Raw genomic sequence first — 19,872 nt, 5'->3', positions numbered from 1 at the left:
ACATCCCAATCCTGATCGCAGATCTACGACGGCGCATGTTCACCGACGCATGCAGCGTGCCCTGCGAGCGGGTACGCCGGACCGTCGGGCACACGGCCCTTGCGGACCCTATGCGGTTACCGAGGCTCCGGCCGGGCTACTGCCGGTCATCGGATGCTCGACGATGTCGTTCGCCACCGGGCTTCGGGTCTTTGCCGGCGAGCGACTGACGCGCTGCCGCGACACGAGATCTCGTCCCTGTCGGCGAGTCCCTGCTCAGCGATCGCCAGGAGGCGGCCGGCGCCGTTCTCCACGAGTGTCCGTATCAGCCTGGGCACCGGGCTCGGGGTCTGCTGGAGCCGTGCCGCGCGCTTCGCCTCCGATTGGGATCGGGGGCCAGGAGACAACGCGCTAAGGGGAGTTGGGCGTCGGGTCGGCATCCGGTCCGGCGCCTCCCGGTTCAGGAGTCCTGGAGCAGTGCCCTGCAGGCGGCCTGGGCGATCCAGGCCTGGGCGCGGTCGAAGGACCAGCCGCGTTCACCGACGAGAGTGATCCAGGCGTGCGGGCCGAGGTGGAACCAGAGCACGTCGACAACCTCGGAGTTGCCGACGTCGGCGGCGAGTGATTCGAGTGCCACCAGGCGGTCGGCCACGCGGGTCAGCGCGTGGACGTAGTCGTCGGCTCCCCTGTCCAGAACCGCCTTGACGGCCGGCTCTCCTGGCGGGTTGCGGTAGAAGAGCCCGTAGACGAGTTCCCAGTGACGTTCGTGGGTGAGCCGGGTGCCTTCCGCGGTCAGCTCGATCACGGCACGCGGGTCGTCGCTCGCGCAGACCGCGGCAAGGGAGTCGGCGATGGCCGGATCGGTGAGGGCCGGCTCCAGCAAGGCCGTCAGGATCTTCGGCTTGTTCCCCATGGTGCTGTACACCGTGGGCACCGCGACCTTCGCCGCCTCCGCGATCTCCCCGATCGTCACGCGCGGATACCCCTTGGCCAAGAAGAGCTCATGGGCATTGCTGAGGATCGCTTCCCGAGTGGCGGTCGCCGTATGGGTGCGCAGGGGTGAGTGGTACTTCCGGCTGGTCACAGGCGCAGTATACGCCCTTCACTACAAGTGACTATATTGACAATAGGCTCCTATATTGAATACGTTTCACTGCATGACCGATTCTCCCGAAGAGCCCATGGCCGTCATCGAGACCCGTCTTGCCCACGACGTCCACCGCGCGGCCACCACCCTGCTCGCAGAAGCCGCCGTCCGCCCCTCCGCGCCCCTGAGCACGCTGGCCCAACTGCGTGACTTCCTCGTGCTGAACCTGCGCCACCACCACGAGACGGAGGACGAGGACCTCTGGCCGCAGATCGTCGCGACAGCGCCGTCCGCCGCGGACGCGCTCAAAGAGTTGAGCGTGGAACACGAGCGCCTCGAGGACGACCTCGACCGGCTCGCCGCCGTCGCGCTGACCGAGGATCACCCCGACCCCGCCGGGGCCAGGGCCGCCCTTCACGAGGCGGCCGTCTCGGTGCGTGACACGGTGCACAGCCACCTGGCCCACGAAGAGCCCGTCCTCTTCCCCGCACTGCGCGAGCACGTCACCCCCGAGTACTGGGTGGAGCTCTCCCGCCGGGTGATCACCACCGCGCCACCCGTCGCCGCACACCTCATGATCGGCTTCATCTACCAGGTAGGCGCGCCCGACGAGGTCGAGCTCATGATGGCGGGCCTGCCGGAGCCCGTACTGCCGCTCCTGCCCGCCATGCGCCAGCAGGCAGAGGCCGACCTCGCAAGCCTGCGCGGCTCCGCCTCATGACATCGCCCCGCGCACGCACCATGCACTGATTCCGGCGATCCCAAGCGGGACGGCCGGCAGGTCCTCCTCGGGACATCCCGGGCACCACGTCCCAACGGCGGTGCACCTCCCGGGCGGACCGTGCCCCCAACGCCCCGGGCGTCATGTCGACCGGCCTGGTCCCCAGCGGCTGCCGTCGACTCAGAACACGGATCAGGCTGTGCCCCGCCCCGCCCCGCCCCGGCAGTGCGGACGTCCGGAGTGTGCGTGACCGATGCTGTGCGATGCTCCTGCCTCAACACGAGGAGGAGCCCGTGAGGTTGCGCGACGTCTCACCGCACGATGTCGGTGCCTATGTTGCGATGCGATGCGATCCGGTCATGATGGCCGACCTCGGCGGCCCCCAACCGCGCGAGGAGATGGCGGCCAAGGTTCGCCGGGATGCCGAGCAGGCGGCTGCCGACCTTGCCTGGTACAAGATGATCGTCCCTGATCCGGCCACCCCCGAAGTGGTGGCGGGGACGGTTACCCTCTGGTCCCACACCACCGACGACGGCCCGATCTCCGAGATCGGCTGGATGGTGCTTCCTCAGTTCCAAGGGCAGGGGCTGGGCAAGCGTGCCGTCCGCGCCCTCTTGGAGCAGGCCCGGGACGCGGACCGCTGGGGAGTCGTGCACGCCTTCCCGGCAACCGACAACGCCGCTTCGAACGGTATCTGCCGCTCGGTCGGCTTCCGCTTCGTCTCGCAGGCCGACGTGACCTTCGCCGGGCGCACCTTCACCACCAACCACTGGGCAGTGGACCCGAGGACGGACCTGACCTGACACGACCGCCAGGCCCCGACTCCACCCGAACGCGTTCAGGAGTCCGCCCGTTGACCGAATGTCAGCACGATCGTATGGGGCGGCGGCTCCGGCCGCGCAGGCGACCCCTCCCCCGGACCGGCGGAACCGTTTCACCGGACGCCGTGTCCTCCCTTACGGAAGGTGGTTCCGACGCCGCGGAACCACCTGCGAAGGGGGATGGCATGGGGCGGGTACGCGAGGGGGCACGGTTAGGGACTTGGGCCGTCGGCTGGGTCATCGGCCTGGCGGTGCTGTACGTGATCGGGGTGTTCGCCTTCGGCGGCGCGGGATGGATCACCGCCCCGTTCCGCGGCGAGGCCGGCGAGCGCGGCAACACGGTCGGCTCGGGCACCTTCCGTCAGACCACGTACGAGGAATTCTTCGACCTGTGCGAGGCCGTGCAGAACGCCGAAGGAGCGATCCAAGTGCTCCAGGAGGAGCGCAACACCGCATCGCCGACGCGCCAGGCGCAGATCGACCAGTCGATCACCGCGCTGAAGGTCACACGGATCGAGTCGGTCAACGCCTACAACTCCAAGGCGGCCCAGGAACACCGCGCGCCCTTCCGCGACAAGGATCTGCCCTACCGGCTCGATGCAGCGGCCAAGCACACGACGTGCACCAACTGAACCCCCGTCTCACCCAGGGAAGAGGGCAGCTCCGCATGAAGAACCTCGCACGCATCCTCCTGGCCGCACTCGTCGCGCTCGTCGCAGGCCTCGCCCTGACGTCCTGCACCGACTCCAGCCAGGACAAGGAGAACCGGGCCAAACAGGACAGCTACGACCACCTCGTGGCCCAGCAGCCGGCCGGCCGCATGGAGTACTCGCCGACCCGCGAAGCGATCAACCAGTGGGTCGAGACATGGGGGAAGCGGGGCAAACTCTCCTACGTCTACATCCAGAACGCCAAAGGCGAGTACGGGTACTTCATCATGAAGGGCCTGCCGGTGCCTCGCTGCAAGATGCTCACCCCGACCGAGCGGGTCGAATCCACCTCCAACGGCGTCGCGGTCCTCGCCCAGCCCGGCATGGACGGCACCTACACCACGGGCTCCACCTGCAACGCCTACTACGGCTTCGACGCCACCACCAACGCCTACATGGAATTCACCGTGGGCACGAACCAGTCGTTCTTCCTCTTCGACAAACCCATGACCATGCCGGAATACGCCACCGCCAAGCAGCTCGGGCCGACCTCGGTCAAGGACGTCGCCACGCGGTGAGCGGCACCGGGCCGGCAGGCGTCCTCTTCGGGTGCTGTCCGAGCAGGCCCGCTTCCCCACGCCGTCGGTTCGGCCCGCGTCGGAGCCGACCGCGTTGCTTCCAGCGGCCGGGCCGCTTGCGAGACTCTGTGCCACCGGCAGAACCGTGGGGAGAGCGCAAGATCACCTGCTGCCTGTCATGATCCAGCGCCATGTGAAAGCGCAGACCACGAAGGGCGCGACAAGCATCGTCAGCATCCACAGGCCTGCGCTCGCCGGCGAATAGATGTAGTAGCGCCACTGCTCCGGCAGCACCGATGGCGCGACGAAGAGCACAACCAGCGCAGCCCACGTGCCCAGCACCGCTGCCATCAACCGTATGACCGGCATGCCACTCGCCCCCAAGACCACACCGCCCACGTCCCGCAACCCACCGGCACCGGCTCCGCACCCGGCATCCCCGACGCTACCTCCAGCCATCCGCCCAACCTCAGCAGGGTCAGAGACCGGCATCATTCGTCCACCGTCGCGGTAAACGCCGGCGAGATGCCCGCCGTGGTGGGCTCCTCCAAGCCGCGGCCGGGTCCAGGTCGCCGGCCATGCCGGTGGGGCGACTCCCCCCCCCGCCACCGGGCGGCGAGTTGACCTGATGTCGCGTGACGCTCTAGCGTCCCGCCCCTCACCGTCAAGCGCATCCGTTCGGGAGGGGTCTCGTGCCCAAAGCAACGGCGATCGTCAACGCCAGGGTCTTTGACGGCACCCGACTGCGGGACTGGACGTCGGTCAGGTTCACCGACGGCATCGTCACCGAATGCGCCACCGGTCCCGCTGTCCAGGACGGCGACGAGGTGATCGACGCGGGGGGCGGCACCATCCTGCCGGGGCTGATCGACTCGCACATCCACCTCGTGCCCGGCGCTCTGGCACAAGGGCTCACCTTCGGTGTGACCACTGCACTGGACATGTTCAGCCAGGCCGACGTGATGGCCGTGGCCAAGCAGCAGGCCGGCGCTCGGTCGGACGTGGCCGACGTGCGTTCCGCGGGGATCGGTGCCACCGCGCCGGGCGGGCATCCCTCGATGATGTACGCCCCGTTCCCGACCTTGACCGGCCCGGAACAGGCCGAGCGGTTCGTCGCGGACCGGGTCGCCGAGGGCTCGGACTACGTGAAGATCTTCGGCCCTTCGGGCACAGCGGGTCCATGGACGACGCCGTCCTTGGACCTGGACACGATCACCGCGTTGACCCGGGCAGCACACAGTCGCGGACTCGTGGTCGTCGCGCACATCCACTCCGTGGCCGGGATGCGCCAGGTCGTGTCCGCGGGCATCGACGTCATTGCGCATGTGCCCGTGGACGGCGAACTGGACCGAGCGCTGGCCGCGCGGATCGCCGAGGCAGGAATCGCGGTCGGTCCGACACTGGCAACCCTCGAGAACGTCTTGGGCGAACCGGGCAGGGCCGCTGTGGCCGGAGACCCGCGACTCGCGGGGAGACTCGGGGACGCACAGGCCCGGCGGCTGACCTCCGGCGCATCAGGGAGGCGCGGGCAGCGCATGCCGCCCTATTCCCGTGCCGAGGACAATGTCGGGCGCCTGGTCGACGCGGACGTCACGATCCTGGCCGGCACCGACGCCCCGAACCCGGGAACCGTGTTCGGAGCGAGTCTGCACCGGGAGCTGGAACTGCTCGGCCGCTGCGGTATGACACCCGCTCAGGCGCTGAACGCCGCGACCGCCGCTCCGGCACGGGTGTTCAACCTCGCCGACCGCGGGCTCGTCGCACCTGGTCAGCGCGCGGACCTCGTGCTCGTATCCGGCGACCCGCTGACCGACGTCACTGCGACCCGGGCCATCGAACGGATCTGGCGGGCAGGCGTCCCGTGCGACCGACGTGTGTTCGTCGCCGACGCGGCCGAGGCGGAGGAACTCGACGCCTTCGACGCCCGGGTCGCCAAGGCCGTGGCGGCCGTCCGCGAACGCCGGTACGGCTTCGACCCGGACAAGGCCGGCTGACACCGCACCGGACGCGGCGGAGGCCGGCGAAATGGAGCCTGGCGCATCCTTGATGAGCTCACCCGAACCGTCCTTGCGGGGGCGCCGGCCGGGGAGCACCTTCCGTCCCGGACGGGATGGTCGGCCTGCTCCAGGCCGACTGCGGAACTCCCCCGCGTAGCGCTCACGATCCTCGCCGCGGAACCACGGGCGCGGGCGCTCCACCCGTCAGCGGGAGCGGCGGATCCGGATGGGGCCGCGGGCCCTGGCCGGCTCGACCGGGCGGCCGCCCTGTGTGATTTCCACCTCACCGGCCGTGACCAGTCGCTGCGCCGCGCGCCGGGCCGGTTCCATCAGCGCGCGCCAGCCGTCGTCATCCCCTTCGTACACCGCTCGGGCGGCGTCAGAAGGGCAAATCGTCGCGGTCGGGGCACGACGGTCAAGCAGTTCCAGAATGGCCCGCTCCAGGCGCCGGTCCGTCTGCTGTTCGTGGTGCGGCACTCCCCCAGTGTCGCAAAGACGATGCGGGGGCGCTCTCCGCACGAGGGGAGGACGTCCTGTCAGGGACCGGGCACACGGCCGGCGCCTCTGCTCTCGCGGCCGTTGCGATCGGGAGGACCGGCCGGCAACTCCTGTGGCGTCAGGGCCGGCGCAGGAAGTCGGCCGCTCGTTCGGCGATGGCGTAGACGGTGGCGTTGGTGTTGTTGGACGGGATCGACGGGATGACCGAACCGTCCGCGACCCGCAGTCCTTCGAGCCCGCGGACGCGCAACTCGGAGTCCACCACGGACGTCTCGTCCTCACCCATGGCGCAGGTACCGACCGGATGGCAGCAGGAGCCGAAGTGCTTCTTGGCGAAGCTGCCGAGCGACTGGTCGTCGGCGGTGTCGAGGCCGGGACTCACCTCTTCGATGCCCCATTCGGCGAGCGGCGAGGACCCGGCGATCTCGCGGGCCGTCCTGATCCCGGACAGGACCGTCCTCACGTCCTGTTCCTCGGCGAAGTAGTTGGGGTCCAGCACCGGTGCCGCGTACGGGTCGGCCGAGGTGACGCGGAGGCTGCCGCGGCTGACCGGCCGCATCGGTGAGACGCCGATGGTGAAGCCGTTCCGCACGGGGGCGACCGGGTTGGGAAGCGGGAGGTCGATGAAGACGAGCTGCAGGTCCGGCCCGTCGAGCTCCGGTGTGCTGCGCAGGAGGCCCAGGATCTCCCCGTGGTTGTTGCGCGGCACGGGCACCTGGCGCTGCGCGCGGTACACGAGGTTGGCCCGCGGGTGGTCGTGGAGGTTGCGGCCCACGCCCGGCAGCGGATGAAAGACGTCGATCTGCGCCTGTGCGAGGTCGCCTTCCGGACCGATTCCGGAACGCAGCAGCAACTGGGCGGATCCGACGGCCCCTGCCGTGAGAACCACCTCGCGTGTCGCCGTCACGGTGTGCGTGCGGCCGCCTGCGCCGTACTCGATCCCGGTGCATCGGTCGCCGTCGAACAGCAGCCGGTGGGCGACTGCTTCGGTGACGATGTGGAGATTGGGCCTGGCGAGGGCGGGGGTGAGGTAGGTCCGGGGAGCGGCTGGCCCCGAGTGCTCGTCAGCCTCAGTACCGCCCGCGGCGCGGCTCCCACCCTCGGTCCCCTGCTCCGGTCGCTGAGCGCCCTGGATGTCGACCTGGTCGCGACGTCCGGCGGCGTCCCGGTCGACGATCCCGGACCGGAGCCGGACCGGATGGCGTAGCGGAGAGCGCACGAAGGCCACCCGACCGGCTGAGCAGTCGGGGGCGCCGCTGGGGCCCCGGAGCCCCCTGAAATCGAGGGCTCCGGGGCCCCGGCCCGGTGTTCTGTCCCGGCCTGGTCGGGACCGGGCGGCGCGGCTCCGCCGTCAGCGGCTGCTCGTGGTTTCGATGTCGGCGATGTGGTCGTACCGCTCCAGCAGCACGTAGAGCTTGGACTTCTGCGTCGTCCCGCCGCTGCCGAAGGTCAGCGTGACGATCACCTCATGGCCGTTGCCCACCGCACCGCTGTCGGTCACCGTCCAACGCGCCGGGACGTTCTGGGCACGCAGGACGCCGTCCGCCCCGTTCTCCTCCTCCCAGGTCGCCAGCCGCTGGGCGAAGTCGGACGTCAGGTAGTGCTTGCGCAGCGCCGTGGCCAACGTGCCGTCCGGGTCCTCGTAGTCGCCCTTGGCGTCGATGTACGCGCCGTAGAAGTCGGCGGCCCGGGTCACGGCTTGGCCGGGCGTGCCGCTGACCGACCGCGGCGCGACGGCGGACGCCTTCGCGGGGACGGGGACGGAGCCCTGGGCCGACGCGGTGAGCCCCAACGGCAGGGCCACGGCGGCGACAAGGCCGGCGATCAGAACGGTGCGGCGGACGTGCCTGCGGGCTGTCGTGTTGCTGTTCATCAGTGTGCTTCCCCGATTCCGATGGGCTCGAATGTGCGTCGCCGTGTGCGGGGCGGCCTGCTCGACCTTCGTGGTGCGGGGGCGGCCCCGGCGACACCAAGAGCGTCGACGCCCCCGCGGTCCGGGCACAACGGACCGCGCCCCATCCGCAACGGTGGAACCGTCCCAGGCATTTTGACCTCTCCTTATAGGGAGTGCCTGGGATGCCGTCCTGGGACGCCGGGCAGGGGGGAAGCGGTGCAGTCCCAGGACGAGGTTGAGGAGTTCGCGGCTCTGCTGCGGCGTCTGAAAGGCCGCACGGACCGCAGTTACGCGGCACTCGCGCGCCGCCTGAACATGAACGCCTCGACGCTGCACCGGTACTGCGCGGGGGATGCCGTGCCGCTCGGCTTCGCCTCCGTGGAACGGTTCGCCGCGCTGTGCGAGGCCAGTGCGGCCGAACGGATCGAGCTGCACCGGCGGTGGGTCCTGGCGGTGGCGGCACGACAACGGGCCCGGACGGCGGCCGAGTCCGCACCGGAAAACGCCGGAGCCCGCCCGGCGGGCAGCGAGGACTCCCTGGCCGATGGGGCGGCCGAGCCTGTGTCCGCGGTGGCCGCGGACTCGATCTCCACCACGACCGACGACTTGGTGCCCGCGGCAACGTCCGGCCCCCCGCCCGGTCCCCGGCGAACCCCTGCGGACGGCCTTGCCGACTCATCGCGCGAGCACGACGCGGCGTCCCGCCCCGACGCGCGAAAGCCCTGGTACAGGCGCCGCCCAGCGGTCACCGCAGCTGTCGTGACCGCGGCGATCGCCGCCCTGGGCGGCCTGTCCGTCCTGCCGTCCGGGCACTCCGGTACCGCGGGCGCACAGTACGACTCCCCGGCACCGTCGGCACCCGCCGCGGGCGGCCGCTCGCCGAGTCCGTCCATGAACCCCTCCGCCCGGGCCGTCCCCGCCGCCCCGCCCCTCACCTGGACCGCGAACTCCCAGCTCTGGGAGCTCGGTTGCAATCACGACTACGTGATCGACAAGGCACCCCAGCAGGTGCCGCCACCTCCGGCCCCACAGGACGCCGGCCCATGGGCGCGTACGCAGGGCGCGGTGCACGGCGGCCAGACACTCGTGAGCATCTCCGTGCAGGGGCGGACGGACGCGGCCGTCGTCCTGGAAGCGCTGCGGGTCCGCGTCGTGGGTCGGTCCGCCCCGGTGAAGGGCACCGTCTACTCCACAGGCCAAGGCTGCGGCAGCGACATGGATCCCCGCTCGTTCGCCGTAGATCTGGACATGGACCGACCGATCGCCCGCTCGGTCCAGGGCAGTGAGAACGGAACCAGCACCCCGGCGATGCGCATGCCCTACCAGGTGTCCTCGAAGGATCCCGAGGTGCTGCTGGTCGACGCCCGAACCGCGGGCTGCGACTGCCGCTGGTATCTGGAGCTCGACTGGTCCTCGCAGGGCCGCACCGGCACCGAGCGCATCGACGACCACGGCCTCGCGTTCCGCACCAGCGGCATCAAGGGCCTGCCGCGCTACTGGTACGCGCGCCAGGGGTGGACCCCCCTCACGGGCTGAGCAAGGGATCCCGGCCGGACGACAGGGCCTGACGCGCAAGCAGAGGAGGCGGCCCGGATACCGGCCGGCCAGGTGAAGCGAAACAGTCGACCGACATGAAGGCCGCCGCCGCCCTCGGCACCCGCGCCGCACCGGACCCCCGCCACCTCCACCGACCACTCCCCCGTGCCGGCGGCAACGAGACGGGCGCCCTGCGGCTCTGCCTCGCGCACGGCATGGCCCTGCACTATGCCGTCGACCCCTGGGAAGTGAAATTGCCTGCCGCGGCCGCCAGGGGTCCTGAGCGGATGTGAGGAGGAAGAACCGCGGCAGGCATCCACCGCGACGAAGCGGCTCCCACGCCCTGACCGCCACACCCGCGCCACACGCGTCGGGGCTGCCCTGCGTGGCACGAGAGACTCCGGGCCGGATCCCGCCTCAGCCGATCCGCCAGGGACGGAGCGCCTTGCGCCCCCGCCCGCTCACGAGGCCACCTCACCGAGAAGGGCGTCGATGTCCTGGATCCCCGCGGTTTCCCGGGCGAGCCGAGCGAAGATGTCGTCAAGGTCTTGCTCCGCCACCAGGGCCGTGACGATCTCGTTGATCACCGGATGCTTCAGGTAGCTCGCGTCCACGTTGACTCCCGGTTGCTCGGCTGTCTCGCAGCCTAGGCGCGGACGGCGAGATTCTTACGGGCAGCGGGAGTAGCGTCCCCTCTCCTGGCCTGCGGGTTCTGTGGGGCGTCCCCTACGGCGGCACGCGCGATTGTGAGCGCACTAACGTGCGTGGGACGTAGCGGATGACTGCCCGGGGAGCGGCCCGCCCGGGCAGCGTGCGAAGGCGCACCGGGCGAGCTCCACTCTCATCATGGGTCGGGCCGGTGTGGCAGGCCTGGTGAGAGAGCTTGTGCTGCCTCCAATGGGTGACTTCGAGGCCGTGTCGGGACCGCAGCCCCGTGATAGCTCAGGGGTGGCGTCTCTCTAGCGCGGACGTGGTCGCGCTGTTGGTCACCTGCCGGTGCAGAACTCCCCGCAGTTCGGGCTCCCTTGGATGGTGTCGAAGTGGCCCTGGCCCACGGCGTTAATCGTGCCAACGATGCAACCGCTGGGCGAGGACAGATTCCTTGCGTGTAAGTCGCACCCGTGCCGTGAGTAGGACGTCAGGGAGCTCTCACTCCGATCATGGCCGCGGGCGGGTGGGCAGGCCCCTCAGCGGCTACACGGCCCGGAGGCTGGGGCGCATACTCGCCGGCCAGCGGTTCTGGGCCTCGACCAGACACGAGACACACTGAACCGTTCCGGGTTCGGTAGAGATCTCAGATGTTGGTTGTGACCTGGGGTTTCGTGGTTGTGCGGTAGTGGTTCTTCTCGTATTCGACGGGTGGGACGTGGCCTATCTCACCGTGGAGCCGTCGGTGGTTGTACCAGTCGATGTACTCGGCGGTGGCGAGTTCGACGTCGGACAGCGTCTTCCAGGGTCGTCGGGGCTTGATGAGCTCTGTCTTGAACAGGCCGATCGTGCTCTCCATCAGGGCGTTGTCGTAGGCGTCGCCGACCGATCCGATCGAGGCGGCGATGCCGGCGGCGTCCATGTGCTCGGCGAGCCGGAAACTCGTGTACTGCGACCCGGCGTCCGAGTGGTGAATCAACTCTCCCGGTTGGATGGGGTTTTGCTCGCGGTCGCGTTGCCAGATCGCCATTTCCAGGGCGTCCAGCACGAACACTGTCTCCTTCACGGTGGCCGCCGACCAGCCGACGATCCGGCGGGAGAAAGTGTCCACGACGAAGGCGACGTAGACGACACCGGCCCAGGTCTTCACGTGGGTGAAGTCCGCGACCCAGCAGCGGTTCGGGGCGCCGGCGACGAAGTCGCGATCCACCAGGTCCGGGGCCCGCTCGGCCTGCCCGCCGGGCAGCGTGGTGATGACGCGTTTGCCGCGGACCGCTCCGGCGATGCCGAGCTCGCGCATCAGGCGTTCAACGGTGCAGCGGGCCACGTGATGGCCCTGCCGGTTCAGCTCGCGCCATATCTTCCTCGCTCCGTGGACGCGGTAGTTGGCCTCGAAGGCCTTGCTGATCTGTTCCTTCAGTTCGGCGTCCCGCACGGTCCTGGCGGACGGCATGGCCCGGCGTTTGTGGTGGGCGTAGTAGGTGGAGGGGGCGATCTTGCAGTCGTGCTCGGTCAGCACGCGGCAGATCGGCTCGACACCGCCGAAGCGGTCCCGGTGCTCGTCGATGAACGCTACGAGCGTGTGTGTGGCCGGTCGAGCTCGGCCGCGAAGAAAGACGCCGCGGCTTTGAGAATGTCGTTGGCCCGCTTCAGCTCGGCGTTTTCCTTCTTCAGCCGCTTCAGCTCGGCCGATTCCTCCGTCGTCGTGCCCGGCCGGATGCCGGTATCGATCTGGTCCTGCCGGACCCACTTGCGCAGCGTCTCGGTCGTGCCGATGCCCAGCTTCTGGGCGACCGCTTTCATCGCGGCCCACTCGGTGTCGTAGTCGGGCCGCACCTCGGCGACCATGCGCACCGCACGACGGCGCAGCTCAAGCGGATACTGGGAAGGACGTGCCATGACTCGATCCTCTCAAACGATCGAGTCCCTACCGAACCCGGAACGGTTCAATGGGTGCGATGATCCCCGAGGCGGGCGTGAGCTTGCCGGTATCGCGACTCGGGGGTGGCTCGGTTTGAACACGTGGCAGGAGTTGTCGGCGTCGGTGGAGGAGCGCCTGACGGCCATGTCGTCGAGTGAGCGCGGAGTCTTCGCAGCCGGCGCCGCTGAACGGCTCATGAGCTGGCATGAAGCACTGCCCGAGGAGGATCGGGCACCGTTCACGATGAGCCTGCGGCCCCTGCTGAACTCCGTGTGGGAGGGCTCCCTCGGGGACTCGACCGCCTTCACGGCCGTGAAACGCGGTGTGGCCGAGTACATGCTCAGCGAGTACTGCCACAACGATGGGCAGGACGGTCCCGAGGATGCGGACGACAACGCGGCGGCCGCGACGCTTTATGCCGCGCACGCCTACCTGTTCGAGTGCCGTGACTTCGCGGTCTGGGCCAGTCGGCGGGCCGTGGACGCTGTGGACGAGCACCTTGAGTACCTCGCCGAGCAGGAAGAGGACCTACCCGACCTCGACGAGGCAACCATTGCCGAGCTCCAACGCCAGCTGCGGGATCTCGACCTCATCGCGACATACTCGAAGGATCTGCGGCTCGCCAGCCTCGGGCTGTCCATCGACACTTCGATCCGGCTTCGCGTGGAACTGCGGACCCCTCTTTCGAGCCGGGACTGACCGGGCGAACGGCCCCTTCAGTTGCGTCGTTCTGCTTCGGTGACGCGGAACCGGTAGGACTCGGTGCCGGTCTGGATGAGGGTGCAGCGGAAGGTGATGCGGTCGGCGATAGCCGCGCAGAGACGCGGGTCGCCGAAGGTCTTGTCCGACTCGGCAAACGGGGAGTTTGTGGCCACCGCGGTCGCCTTGCATTCCTCACGCTCGGTGAAAATCTGGAACAGGAGCTTCGCGCCCTTCTTGTCCAGGTTCAGATACCCGAACTCGTCGATCTATGCGGATATCCGCATAGATTGATGAGCTCGGCTACCTCCCGCTACCCGGCGACGGGGCCTCGGCCCTATTCCAGGTGATCAACCAGAGGTATCTGAAGTCGAGCACGATCCTCACAACCAACGTCGGTATCGCCAAAGCGCACATGTTCCGGCGCCTTTGGCGACGCCACCGTCGCTGCCGCGATGCTCGACCGCCTCCTGCACCGGGCCGCGGTGGTCGGCATCGACGGCCCGTCCTACCGACTCCGATCGCACCAGGCTCACTCCGACAACCTTCGCAAAGGGGTGACCGGACGTGCTGGCTGAACTCCGAGACTGCCCGATCTGCTGGGCCCAGTTCCAGGTCAACCCACAGGCAGCGACCCGCCATACCTACTGTTCACCACGGTGCAAAGCTGAAGCAGCCCGCCGCCGCCGACGCGAGCGCGACGACGCCAAAGACATTCTTGAGACAGAACCAACCGGGCTGCCGTCGCCCGAGCCCACGGCGCTGACACCGACCGCAACGCGAAACTGCCCTCACTGCGACAAGCCGATCACCATCGTCGCCCTGCTTGCCACCCCCGAGGCCGCCCGTCCCACCATCCCGCCGGCAAGCCCTGACGTCATCCCGATGCGCAGAGGCTGAACCCGGGGCATCGGAAACCCGCGGGACATGGCCAGTGGCCATTCACTACCGTGGCCCTGAGAAAGGATGTGGGCATGGCACTGGGGAAGAAGGGGTCGCGGACCATCACCGTCGACGGCACCACCTACCGATGGAGGCTTCGCGGAAGGCCCACCTACGACCAGGGAATGGTCTGGTCCCCCCTTACCTACGCGGTCGAACACGCCGATACTCCCGGCACGACACTGGTGATCACGACCAACCAGCCACACACAAGCAACTGGTTCGGCACGCAAGCCAACCCTGTCCTGCCCTCCGACGTTGCCGACAGCATTCGCACCGCTCGCGCCCACGGATGGACCCCGGAGAGCTCCGGCTCGCCATTCCATCTCGACCAATCAGAGGGCTTCATCCCGCACTGACTCGCCCCACACCGAAGGACTCACCGACCGCATGATCGGTGAGTCCTTCTGCTTTCCGCTCCCCACACGCCCCAGTTGGTTCACTCCGTGAACCAACTGGGGCAAAGAGCATCCCTGGGGAAAATTCGGGCTCTGACCGGAGTTTCGTGAATCTCCAGGTCAGCGAGGTGTGTGCGGGAACGTTTCGCCAGGGGATCTCTCGGTTGTGGGGGTTGGTTCGCTTGAAGATGTGTTGTTCCCGGAAATCGATGTGCGGTTGGAGCGGGTGGACTTCACCGCGGAGACTGTGATCGTGGTTGCGGTGGCCTGCGGCCCGGTCCCACGGTGCCCTGGCTGCCGAGCGCGAGCCCGACGCGTGCACTCCTCGTATGAACGCAGTCTGGCAGAACGGCCACTGACGGGGCGAGAGCTGAGGGTCAGGCTGCGGGTGCGGCGCTTCTTCTGTGACCGTTCCTCCTGTCGCAAGAAGACGTTCGTCGAGCAGGTCAGCGGGCTGAGTGAACGCTATCGACGCTCCAGTCTCGGTTTGAAGCGGTGGCTTCACGCGGTCGCTGTCGAGCTTGGTGGCCGTCCCGGTGAGCGGCTGTGCCGCAAGTTGTCTCTCGCCGCGGGCCGCAGCCAGCTCCTTAAGCTGCTCGCTCCGCCACCGGTGGCGGAGCGGGCCCCGCGAGTCCTCGGCGTCGACGAGTTCGCCTTCCGCAAGGGCCGTACCTACGGAACCCTCCTCGTTGACGTTGAAGCCGGCCAGGTCGTAGATGTCCTGCCCGACCGCACCTCGGAGACCTTTGCCTCCTGGCTGCGCGAACACCCTGGCGCCGAGATCATCTGCCGCGACCGGGCATCCGCCTACACTCGCGCGGTCAAGGAAGCGGCACCTCATGCCCAGGAAGTCGCGGACCGCTGGCACCTGCTCCAGAACCTGGCTGCAGCGGTCGAGAAGACTTGCCACCAACACCGCTCCTGCCTGCGCAAACGCGCCGACGAAGAGACCGCCCAGCTTCCCGATGCGCCACCACTGATGGACCTGCCACTTCAGGAGCTGCCTCGGACACAGATCATCGAGCGGACCCGTCACCGGCACGCGGACATCCACCGCCTCGTGGCCGCCGGCTGGACCATCAGTGCCATTGCCCGGCGCCTGAAGCTCGACCGCAAAACCGTGCGGCGCTTCCGTGACACCGACCTCGAACAGCTCCTCTCTTCCGCCCACGAGCGACGCCCGGCAGGCGTTCTGGAGCCGTTCAAGCCGTATCTCAATACTCGCTTCACTGAGTCGCTCGGCCAGGTCAGCGGCAGCCGCCTCTTCCTCGAAATCCGAGAACGCGGCTACCGCGGCAGCCGCCAAGTCGTCCGCAAACACCTTGCCGCCCTGCGCGCAGGCAACGCCGAACCCGTGCGGGCCGATATCCCCAGCCCACGGAAGATCACCGGCTGGATCATGCGCCCTCGCGAGAGCCTCACCGACCAGCAGGAGGAACGACTGCTGGAAGTCCGGCTCGCCTGTCCCGACATCACCCGGGCCTGTGACCTGGCACGAGCCTTCACTGACCTGGTCCGCAACCGGCGCGGATCCTTCCTCCTCGAATGGATCCGCCAGGCCGAGCAAGGCGCCCCGAAACCGATGAGCGGCTTCGCTGGGTTCCTCCGTCAGGACCTCGACGCCGTCACCGCCGGCCTCACCCTCCACTGGAGCTCAGGCGTCGTCGAAGGTCACGTCAACAGGGTCAAAACACTGAAGAGGGCCATGTACGGCCGTGCATCGTTCACGCTTCTCCGAACTCGGATCCTCACGAAGTCGTGAAGAGGGCGTCCTCCAGGTCCAGCTCGCCGGCTCAGCGGTGGGTGGAAAATGGCATGGCGTCAGCCCACTCCCAGAAGGCCCGGCCCTCGGACACCTCGTGTTGCATGATGACGAACAGCTTCGAGGGCTTCACCTCAGGCGGAATATCGACGGCGACGTGGCGGTCACCGCTCCACTCGCTCAGCAGACCGGCGGCATCGATTTCGCTCCGGATCCGATCTGTCGTTTCCGTCAACTGCTTCGGGTCTGGGACGGGCATGAGAAGCATCCGCAGGACACGATGCGAAGAGGACCCCATGACCTCGCTGACCTGGTCGTTCGCTGACAGGCGTACACGGTCGCCGAGAGCAAGTCCGTACGTTTGGAACGGGATGCAGGCGACGGAGAAGGTGCCGTCGTCGAGGGGCTTCAGCCACAGCTGTTCCACCTGATCGTCCAGCCCGAACGGCGCCAGGTCGGCTTGAGCGATGTAGTTGGTCTCGGCCCGACCAACCGGTTCGTCATGGACGATGAACTTGGTCATGTAATGCCCTCTCGATCACTCTTCATCGCCATGATGCCGTGCCCGAATGACCTCAGCGTGAGTGGGGTCGCGACAAGCGGCTACAGGCCACTTCACGAAACTCCGGTCAGAGCCAAAATTCGAGATCGGCATCACCAGTGGCGACAGCCAGTTCCGCCCCGTACGTTGCTGTACGTGGGCGTTGACTCCTGGCCGCATGTGCCGCAGCGACAGCGCCACCGACGGGCACTGCCGGGGTAGGGCTCCAGCGGCTCGAACCCTGCCGCCTTCATCAACGCGATAGCGTCCTGAGCCTTCGCGGTGATCTTTGCGGCTGCGACAGCAGCCGTTGCACAGGACTTACACCCACCGCGCCCGCTACGGATCCCCGACAGGCGGGGGGAGAGAGGGCCCAGTTCATGACCTTTGCCGGACCCGAAGGGGAGATTCGATCTCGGGGGTTCCAGCCGCTGGAACCTTACCCGGGAGCTGGCGGTGTCCCCTGGCGCTGTCGCTGCCCCAATGGCCATGAGAGGGCGGTTCGTGAGGCGATGTCCGTTGGGTGTAGCTCGTTCTGACCGAGAGGAAGGCGGTTCTGGTCTCTGTCGGCTGCTGGTCAGCCATGGGGTGTCAGTGTTGCCGCATAGCATCCGTGTCATGCGTGAGTTCTTCGTAGTCGGCGGACGGAAACTGTCGTACCTGGACTTCGGTGGCCCGGGTACTCCGCTTCTCGCCCTGCATGGACACTACAACGAGGCGTCGGCGTTCGTGCCTTTGGCTGAGGCGTTGGCGCCGCGGTGGAGGGTGATCGCGCTCGATCAACGCGGTCACGGCGAGTCCGATCGTGCTCAGCGTTACGAGCGGGACGACTACGTCGCTGATGTCGCTGCCTTCCATCGGCATCTGGGCATCGGGCCGGTGGCGGTGCTGGGCCACTCGCTCGGCGGAGTGAACGCATACCAGTACGCTGCCCGGCAGCCCGATCGGGTCCGTGCGCTGATCGTCGAGGACATCGGCGCGGTGGTGGACAGTGACTGGTCATTCACCTTGCGCCTGCCCCGCCATGCGCCGTCGCGCCAGGATCTGGTGGCCGCGCTGGGCTCGACGGCTCCGTATCTGGAGTGTTCCTTCCGTCGGTCGGAGGGCGGCTGGGGATTCTCGTTCGACATCGAGCACACGGTGGCGTCCCAGAAGGCACTCAATGGTGACCACTGGCAGGACTGGACGGCGGTGGCCTGCCCCACTCTGCTGATCCGCGGAACACGCAGCGATGAACTGGCGGCCGCCCATGCCAGCGAAATGATCACCCGTCGCGCCGGCAAGGTCCGTCGCGCCGAGTTGCCTGCCGGTCATGTCGTGCACCACGATGCTCCGGCTCAGTTCGCCGCCGCTGTCGAGGATTTTCTGTCCGATCCGGGCTGATCCGCAGAAGAGCTACGCCCATGTCCGTCACTCCGGGCCCGGTCGACCAGCATCGCGATCAACTGCTCGTCCGACGTGGCAGCCCCAACCGGCTCGACCACGGGCTCGTGCTCGTACTCGAACGTCATCTCACTCACTTGGCGTCTCCATGATCAGCAGATCCGCCGTTAATTAGGCCCTGTCTCACATTCGGTGGTGACGGAGTGTGCTGCTACCCGAGGAGGATGCGGTGGCGAAGTAGGGTGAAGCCTGCTCGTCCGTGCATCTGGCGTGCGATCCGCTTGGTTTTGGTGTTGACGCCCTCGGTGGGGCCGTTGCTGTACGGAAGCGTGAGCGCGGCGATCACTGCGTCCCTGTCTCGGTCCAGGCCCCGGGCGAAGGAGTGCAGATGGGGCAGATCGGTTGTGCGGACCTGGTCGATCCAGCGCGAGAGCCCGTCGGCGTTTTCTTCGCGGGGCGTCAGCAGCTGGGCGAAGTTTCCGATAGCGGCGGCCAGTTGGGTCATCTCGGGGCAGGCGGCGGTGAGTCGCGCCAGGAGGTCGTGATGTTCGGTCTTGAGGTTGTCGGGCCTGGTGAGGAGCATCCGGGCGAGCCGGCGCGGGGAGATGTGGCTGCGGTCTGCGTCCGCGCGGCCCTGGTTGATGTACTTGTGCAGGAGGTTGAGGCAGCCGGTGTAGCCGAGGGCCTTGATCTCTTCGAAGAGGTGCTTGACGGGGACGGCGGGGTCCTCAGCCCGGCGTTTGCGCAGGTGCTCACGGTAGGGGTCGACGAGGCTCGCGCGGTATTTGGGGACGCGGAGAATCCGCTCGGGCCGGTCGGCTCGTGCGTAGCGTTTGACGGTGTTCAGGGCCAATTGCAGACGGCGGGCGCATTCGAGCAGGCCAACGCCCTGATTGAGCAGGTCATGGACCTGGTGCCAGCGTTCCAGGGTGGTTCGGGCGCGTGGCCCGTCGTAGATGGGTGCGTCCAGTACGGTGGCCCAGCAGGTGCTGTGCGCCTTTACCTCGCTGAGGGCGGCTTCGCACAGGTTGTGCCACAGATGCCACCTGTCCGCGACTTGGACCGCGTCGGGCAGTGCGCGGCGGATGGCCTCGGCGTAGGTGGCTGAGCCGTCGCGGCAGACGACCTCGATGCCCGGATGTTCGCGCAGCCATGCTTCCAGCGTGTCGGCCGTGCGGTCCGGGAGTACGTCGATCCGCTCATGGGTCTCGGCGTCGATCACCACGGTGGCGTAGCGGTGCCGCCGGCGCAGGGCGAAATCGTCGATGCCGATCACACGAGGCGTCCGCCCGGTGGGCAACGGGATGCGCAGCAGGGTGCGCAGGGCCGTGTGACGGGACAGGCCCACCGCGAGTATCGTCAGCAGACGTGATCCCGCCCGGCCCGCTAACTCTTTGACCACGGCCTTGACCTGCCTGGTCAGCCGGGCGGTGCGTCGCTGGTATCGCTCCAGCACCCCGGGCACCTGTTCGCGGAAGGTGTGGCGGCAGCCTCGCGTGGGACACACCAGACGCCGCACCCGCACACGGACCACCACCCGTCGCCCGTCGACCGGAACGTCGGCCACCGTCCGCCAGTGATAGCCGTGCACCCGCCCCGACGAGGCCCCGCACACCTGGCAGACCGCGGTGTCCAGCGGCGTCCGGGCCCGCACCACGATCCGCTCACCCTCGTCGGCCACATCCTCCATGACCAGCGGAGACAGACCCGAAAACACCAACTGCACAAGCTCGTTGACATCCATCACATGAAGGTCAACGAGCCTCACAACTCTCCGTCACCACCGAATGTGAGACAGGGCCGTTAATTAGACACTC

General features: G+C 68.2%; 22 protein-coding genes. 12 read left to right on the top strand and 10 right to left on the bottom strand.

Going from position 1 to position 19,872, the window contains the following annotated elements:
- Nucleotides 1–439 precede the first annotated feature (439 nt).
- Entirely contained in the window at nt 440–1,063 is a 624-nt protein-coding gene (locus tag RV983_RS37275) for a TetR/AcrR family transcriptional regulator (protein WP_475990131.1), read from the bottom strand.
- Between the two features lie 73 nt (nt 1,064–1,136).
- Here RV983_RS37275 and RV983_RS37270 point away from each other — a divergent pair, with 73 nt between their 5' ends.
- From RV983_RS37270 to RV983_RS37255, 4 genes are all read left to right on the top strand, one after another.
- Nucleotides 1,137–1,787: a hemerythrin domain-containing protein gene (locus tag RV983_RS37270; protein WP_475990130.1), complete on the top strand. Its 651-nt coding sequence runs from the start codon at nt 1,137–1,139 to the stop codon at nt 1,785–1,787.
- 293 nt (nt 1,788–2,080) lie between these two features.
- The gene (locus RV983_RS37265; protein WP_475990129.1) at nt 2,081–2,590 is read left to right on the top strand and encodes a GNAT family N-acetyltransferase; all 510 of its coding nucleotides are present in this window, start codon (nt 2,081–2,083) and stop codon (nt 2,588–2,590) included.
- 203 nt (nt 2,591–2,793) lie between these two features.
- Nucleotides 2,794–3,240, top strand: a complete 447-nt coding sequence (locus tag RV983_RS37260) for a hypothetical protein (RefSeq protein ID WP_475990128.1) — start codon at nt 2,794–2,796, stop codon at nt 3,238–3,240.
- A 35-nt stretch (nt 3,241–3,275) separates the two neighbouring features.
- Nucleotides 3,276–3,836 carry a hypothetical protein gene (locus RV983_RS37255; protein ID WP_475990127.1) on the top strand — a complete coding sequence of 187 codons (561 nt, stop codon included), beginning with the start codon at nt 3,276–3,278 and terminating at the stop codon, nt 3,834–3,836.
- 162 nt (nt 3,837–3,998) lie between these two features.
- Here the strand turns inward: RV983_RS37255 and RV983_RS37250 are convergent, their stop codons facing one another.
- Nucleotides 3,999–4,187 (bottom strand): hypothetical protein, encoded by a 189-nt coding sequence (locus tag RV983_RS37250; protein ID WP_475990126.1) that lies wholly within the window; start codon nt 4,185–4,187, stop codon nt 3,999–4,001.
- A gap of 341 nt (nt 4,188–4,528) precedes the next feature.
- On the opposite strand from RV983_RS37250, the gene RV983_RS37245 reads away from it, so the two are divergent.
- The gene (locus tag RV983_RS37245; RefSeq protein WP_475990125.1) at nt 4,529–5,830 is read left to right on the top strand and encodes an amidohydrolase family protein; all 1,302 of its coding nucleotides are present in this window, start codon (nt 4,529–4,531) and stop codon (nt 5,828–5,830) included.
- A 207-nt stretch (nt 5,831–6,037) separates the two neighbouring features.
- Here RV983_RS37245 and RV983_RS37240 read toward each other — a convergent pair whose 3' ends face one another.
- The 3 genes from RV983_RS37240 to RV983_RS37230 form a co-directional block, all read right to left on the bottom strand.
- Nucleotides 6,038–6,310: a DUF3253 domain-containing protein gene (locus RV983_RS37240; protein ID WP_475990124.1), complete on the bottom strand. Its 273-nt coding sequence runs from the start codon at nt 6,308–6,310 to the stop codon at nt 6,038–6,040.
- A gap of 139 nt (nt 6,311–6,449) precedes the next feature.
- Nucleotides 6,450–7,550 carry a GMC family oxidoreductase gene (locus RV983_RS37235; protein ID WP_475990123.1) on the bottom strand — a complete coding sequence of 367 codons (1,101 nt, stop codon included), beginning with the start codon at nt 7,548–7,550 and terminating at the stop codon, nt 6,450–6,452.
- Nucleotides 7,551–7,682: 132 nt separating this feature from the next.
- Nucleotides 7,683–8,204, bottom strand: a complete 522-nt coding sequence (locus tag RV983_RS37230; RefSeq protein ID WP_475990122.1) for a hypothetical protein — start codon at nt 8,202–8,204, stop codon at nt 7,683–7,685.
- 237 nt (nt 8,205–8,441) lie between these two features.
- On the opposite strand from RV983_RS37230, the gene RV983_RS37225 reads away from it, so the two are divergent.
- Both RV983_RS37225 and RV983_RS37220 read left to right on the top strand, forming a co-directional pair.
- Entirely contained in the window at nt 8,442–9,761 is a 1,320-nt protein-coding gene (locus tag RV983_RS37225) for a helix-turn-helix domain-containing protein (protein ID WP_475990121.1), read from the top strand.
- 95 nt (nt 9,762–9,856) lie between these two features.
- On the top strand, nt 9,857–10,054 hold the full coding sequence (locus RV983_RS37220; RefSeq protein WP_475990120.1) for a hypothetical protein: 198 nt from the start codon (nt 9,857–9,859) through the stop codon (nt 10,052–10,054).
- 168 nt (nt 10,055–10,222) lie between these two features.
- Here RV983_RS37220 and RV983_RS37215 read toward each other — a convergent pair whose 3' ends face one another.
- Both RV983_RS37215 and RV983_RS37210 read right to left on the bottom strand, forming a co-directional pair.
- The gene (locus tag RV983_RS37215; protein WP_475990119.1) at nt 10,223–10,375 is read right to left on the bottom strand and encodes a hypothetical protein; all 153 of its coding nucleotides are present in this window, start codon (nt 10,373–10,375) and stop codon (nt 10,223–10,225) included.
- Nucleotides 10,376–11,055: 680 nt separating this feature from the next.
- A protein-coding gene (locus RV983_RS37210) for an IS3 family transposase (protein WP_475985030.1) occupies nt 11,056–12,308 on the bottom strand; the annotation gives its coding sequence in 2 pieces (ribosomal slippage) (nt 11,056–12,026 and nt 12,026–12,308; 1,254 coding nt in all).
- A gap of 115 nt (nt 12,309–12,423) precedes the next feature.
- Between RV983_RS37210 and RV983_RS37205 the strand changes: the two genes are divergently transcribed.
- Nucleotides 12,424–13,029: a hypothetical protein gene (locus RV983_RS37205; RefSeq protein WP_475990118.1), complete on the top strand. Its 606-nt coding sequence runs from the start codon at nt 12,424–12,426 to the stop codon at nt 13,027–13,029.
- Between the two features lie 17 nt (nt 13,030–13,046).
- Here RV983_RS37205 and RV983_RS37200 read toward each other — a convergent pair whose 3' ends face one another.
- Nucleotides 13,047–13,298 carry an ATP-binding protein gene (locus RV983_RS37200; protein WP_475990572.1) on the bottom strand — a complete coding sequence of 84 codons (252 nt, stop codon included), beginning with the start codon at nt 13,296–13,298 and terminating at the stop codon, nt 13,047–13,049.
- A 186-nt stretch (nt 13,299–13,484) separates the two neighbouring features.
- Here RV983_RS37200 and RV983_RS37195 point away from each other — a divergent pair, with 186 nt between their 5' ends.
- The 3 genes from RV983_RS37195 (at nt 13,485) to RV983_RS37185 (ending at nt 16,131) form a co-directional block, all read left to right on the top strand.
- The gene (locus tag RV983_RS37195; RefSeq protein WP_475990117.1) at nt 13,485–13,607 is read left to right on the top strand and encodes a hypothetical protein; all 123 of its coding nucleotides are present in this window, start codon (nt 13,485–13,487) and stop codon (nt 13,605–13,607) included.
- A gap of 396 nt (nt 13,608–14,003) precedes the next feature.
- Nucleotides 14,004–14,330: a hypothetical protein gene (locus RV983_RS37190; protein ID WP_475990116.1), complete on the top strand. Its 327-nt coding sequence runs from the start codon at nt 14,004–14,006 to the stop codon at nt 14,328–14,330.
- Between the two features lie 169 nt (nt 14,331–14,499).
- A complete protein-coding gene (locus RV983_RS37185) occupies nt 14,500–16,131 on the top strand; it encodes an ISL3 family transposase (protein ID WP_475990115.1) in 1,632 nt (543 codons plus the stop codon).
- A 31-nt stretch (nt 16,132–16,162) separates the two neighbouring features.
- Here the strand turns inward: RV983_RS37185 and RV983_RS37180 are convergent, their stop codons facing one another.
- A complete protein-coding gene (locus RV983_RS37180) occupies nt 16,163–16,654 on the bottom strand; it encodes a DUF4265 domain-containing protein (protein WP_475990114.1) in 492 nt (163 codons plus the stop codon).
- A 636-nt stretch (nt 16,655–17,290) separates the two neighbouring features.
- Between RV983_RS37180 and RV983_RS37175 the strand changes: the two genes are divergently transcribed.
- Nucleotides 17,291–18,055 carry an alpha/beta fold hydrolase gene (locus RV983_RS37175; RefSeq protein WP_475990113.1) on the top strand — a complete coding sequence of 255 codons (765 nt, stop codon included), beginning with the start codon at nt 17,291–17,293 and terminating at the stop codon, nt 18,053–18,055.
- Nucleotides 18,056–18,266: 211 nt separating this feature from the next.
- On the opposite strand, the gene RV983_RS37170 is transcribed toward RV983_RS37175, so the two are convergent.
- Complete coding sequence (locus RV983_RS37170) at nt 18,267–19,799, bottom strand: ISL3 family transposase (protein WP_475990112.1); 1,533 nt, start codon at nt 19,797–19,799, stop codon at nt 18,267–18,269.
- Between the last annotated feature and the right edge of the window lie 73 nt (nt 19,800–19,872).

This window comes from Streptomyces sp. RLA123 (assembly GCF_056270165.1).
The sequence above is the reverse complement of the archived record's forward strand: the minus strand, read 5'-3'. Positions and strand labels throughout refer to the sequence as shown.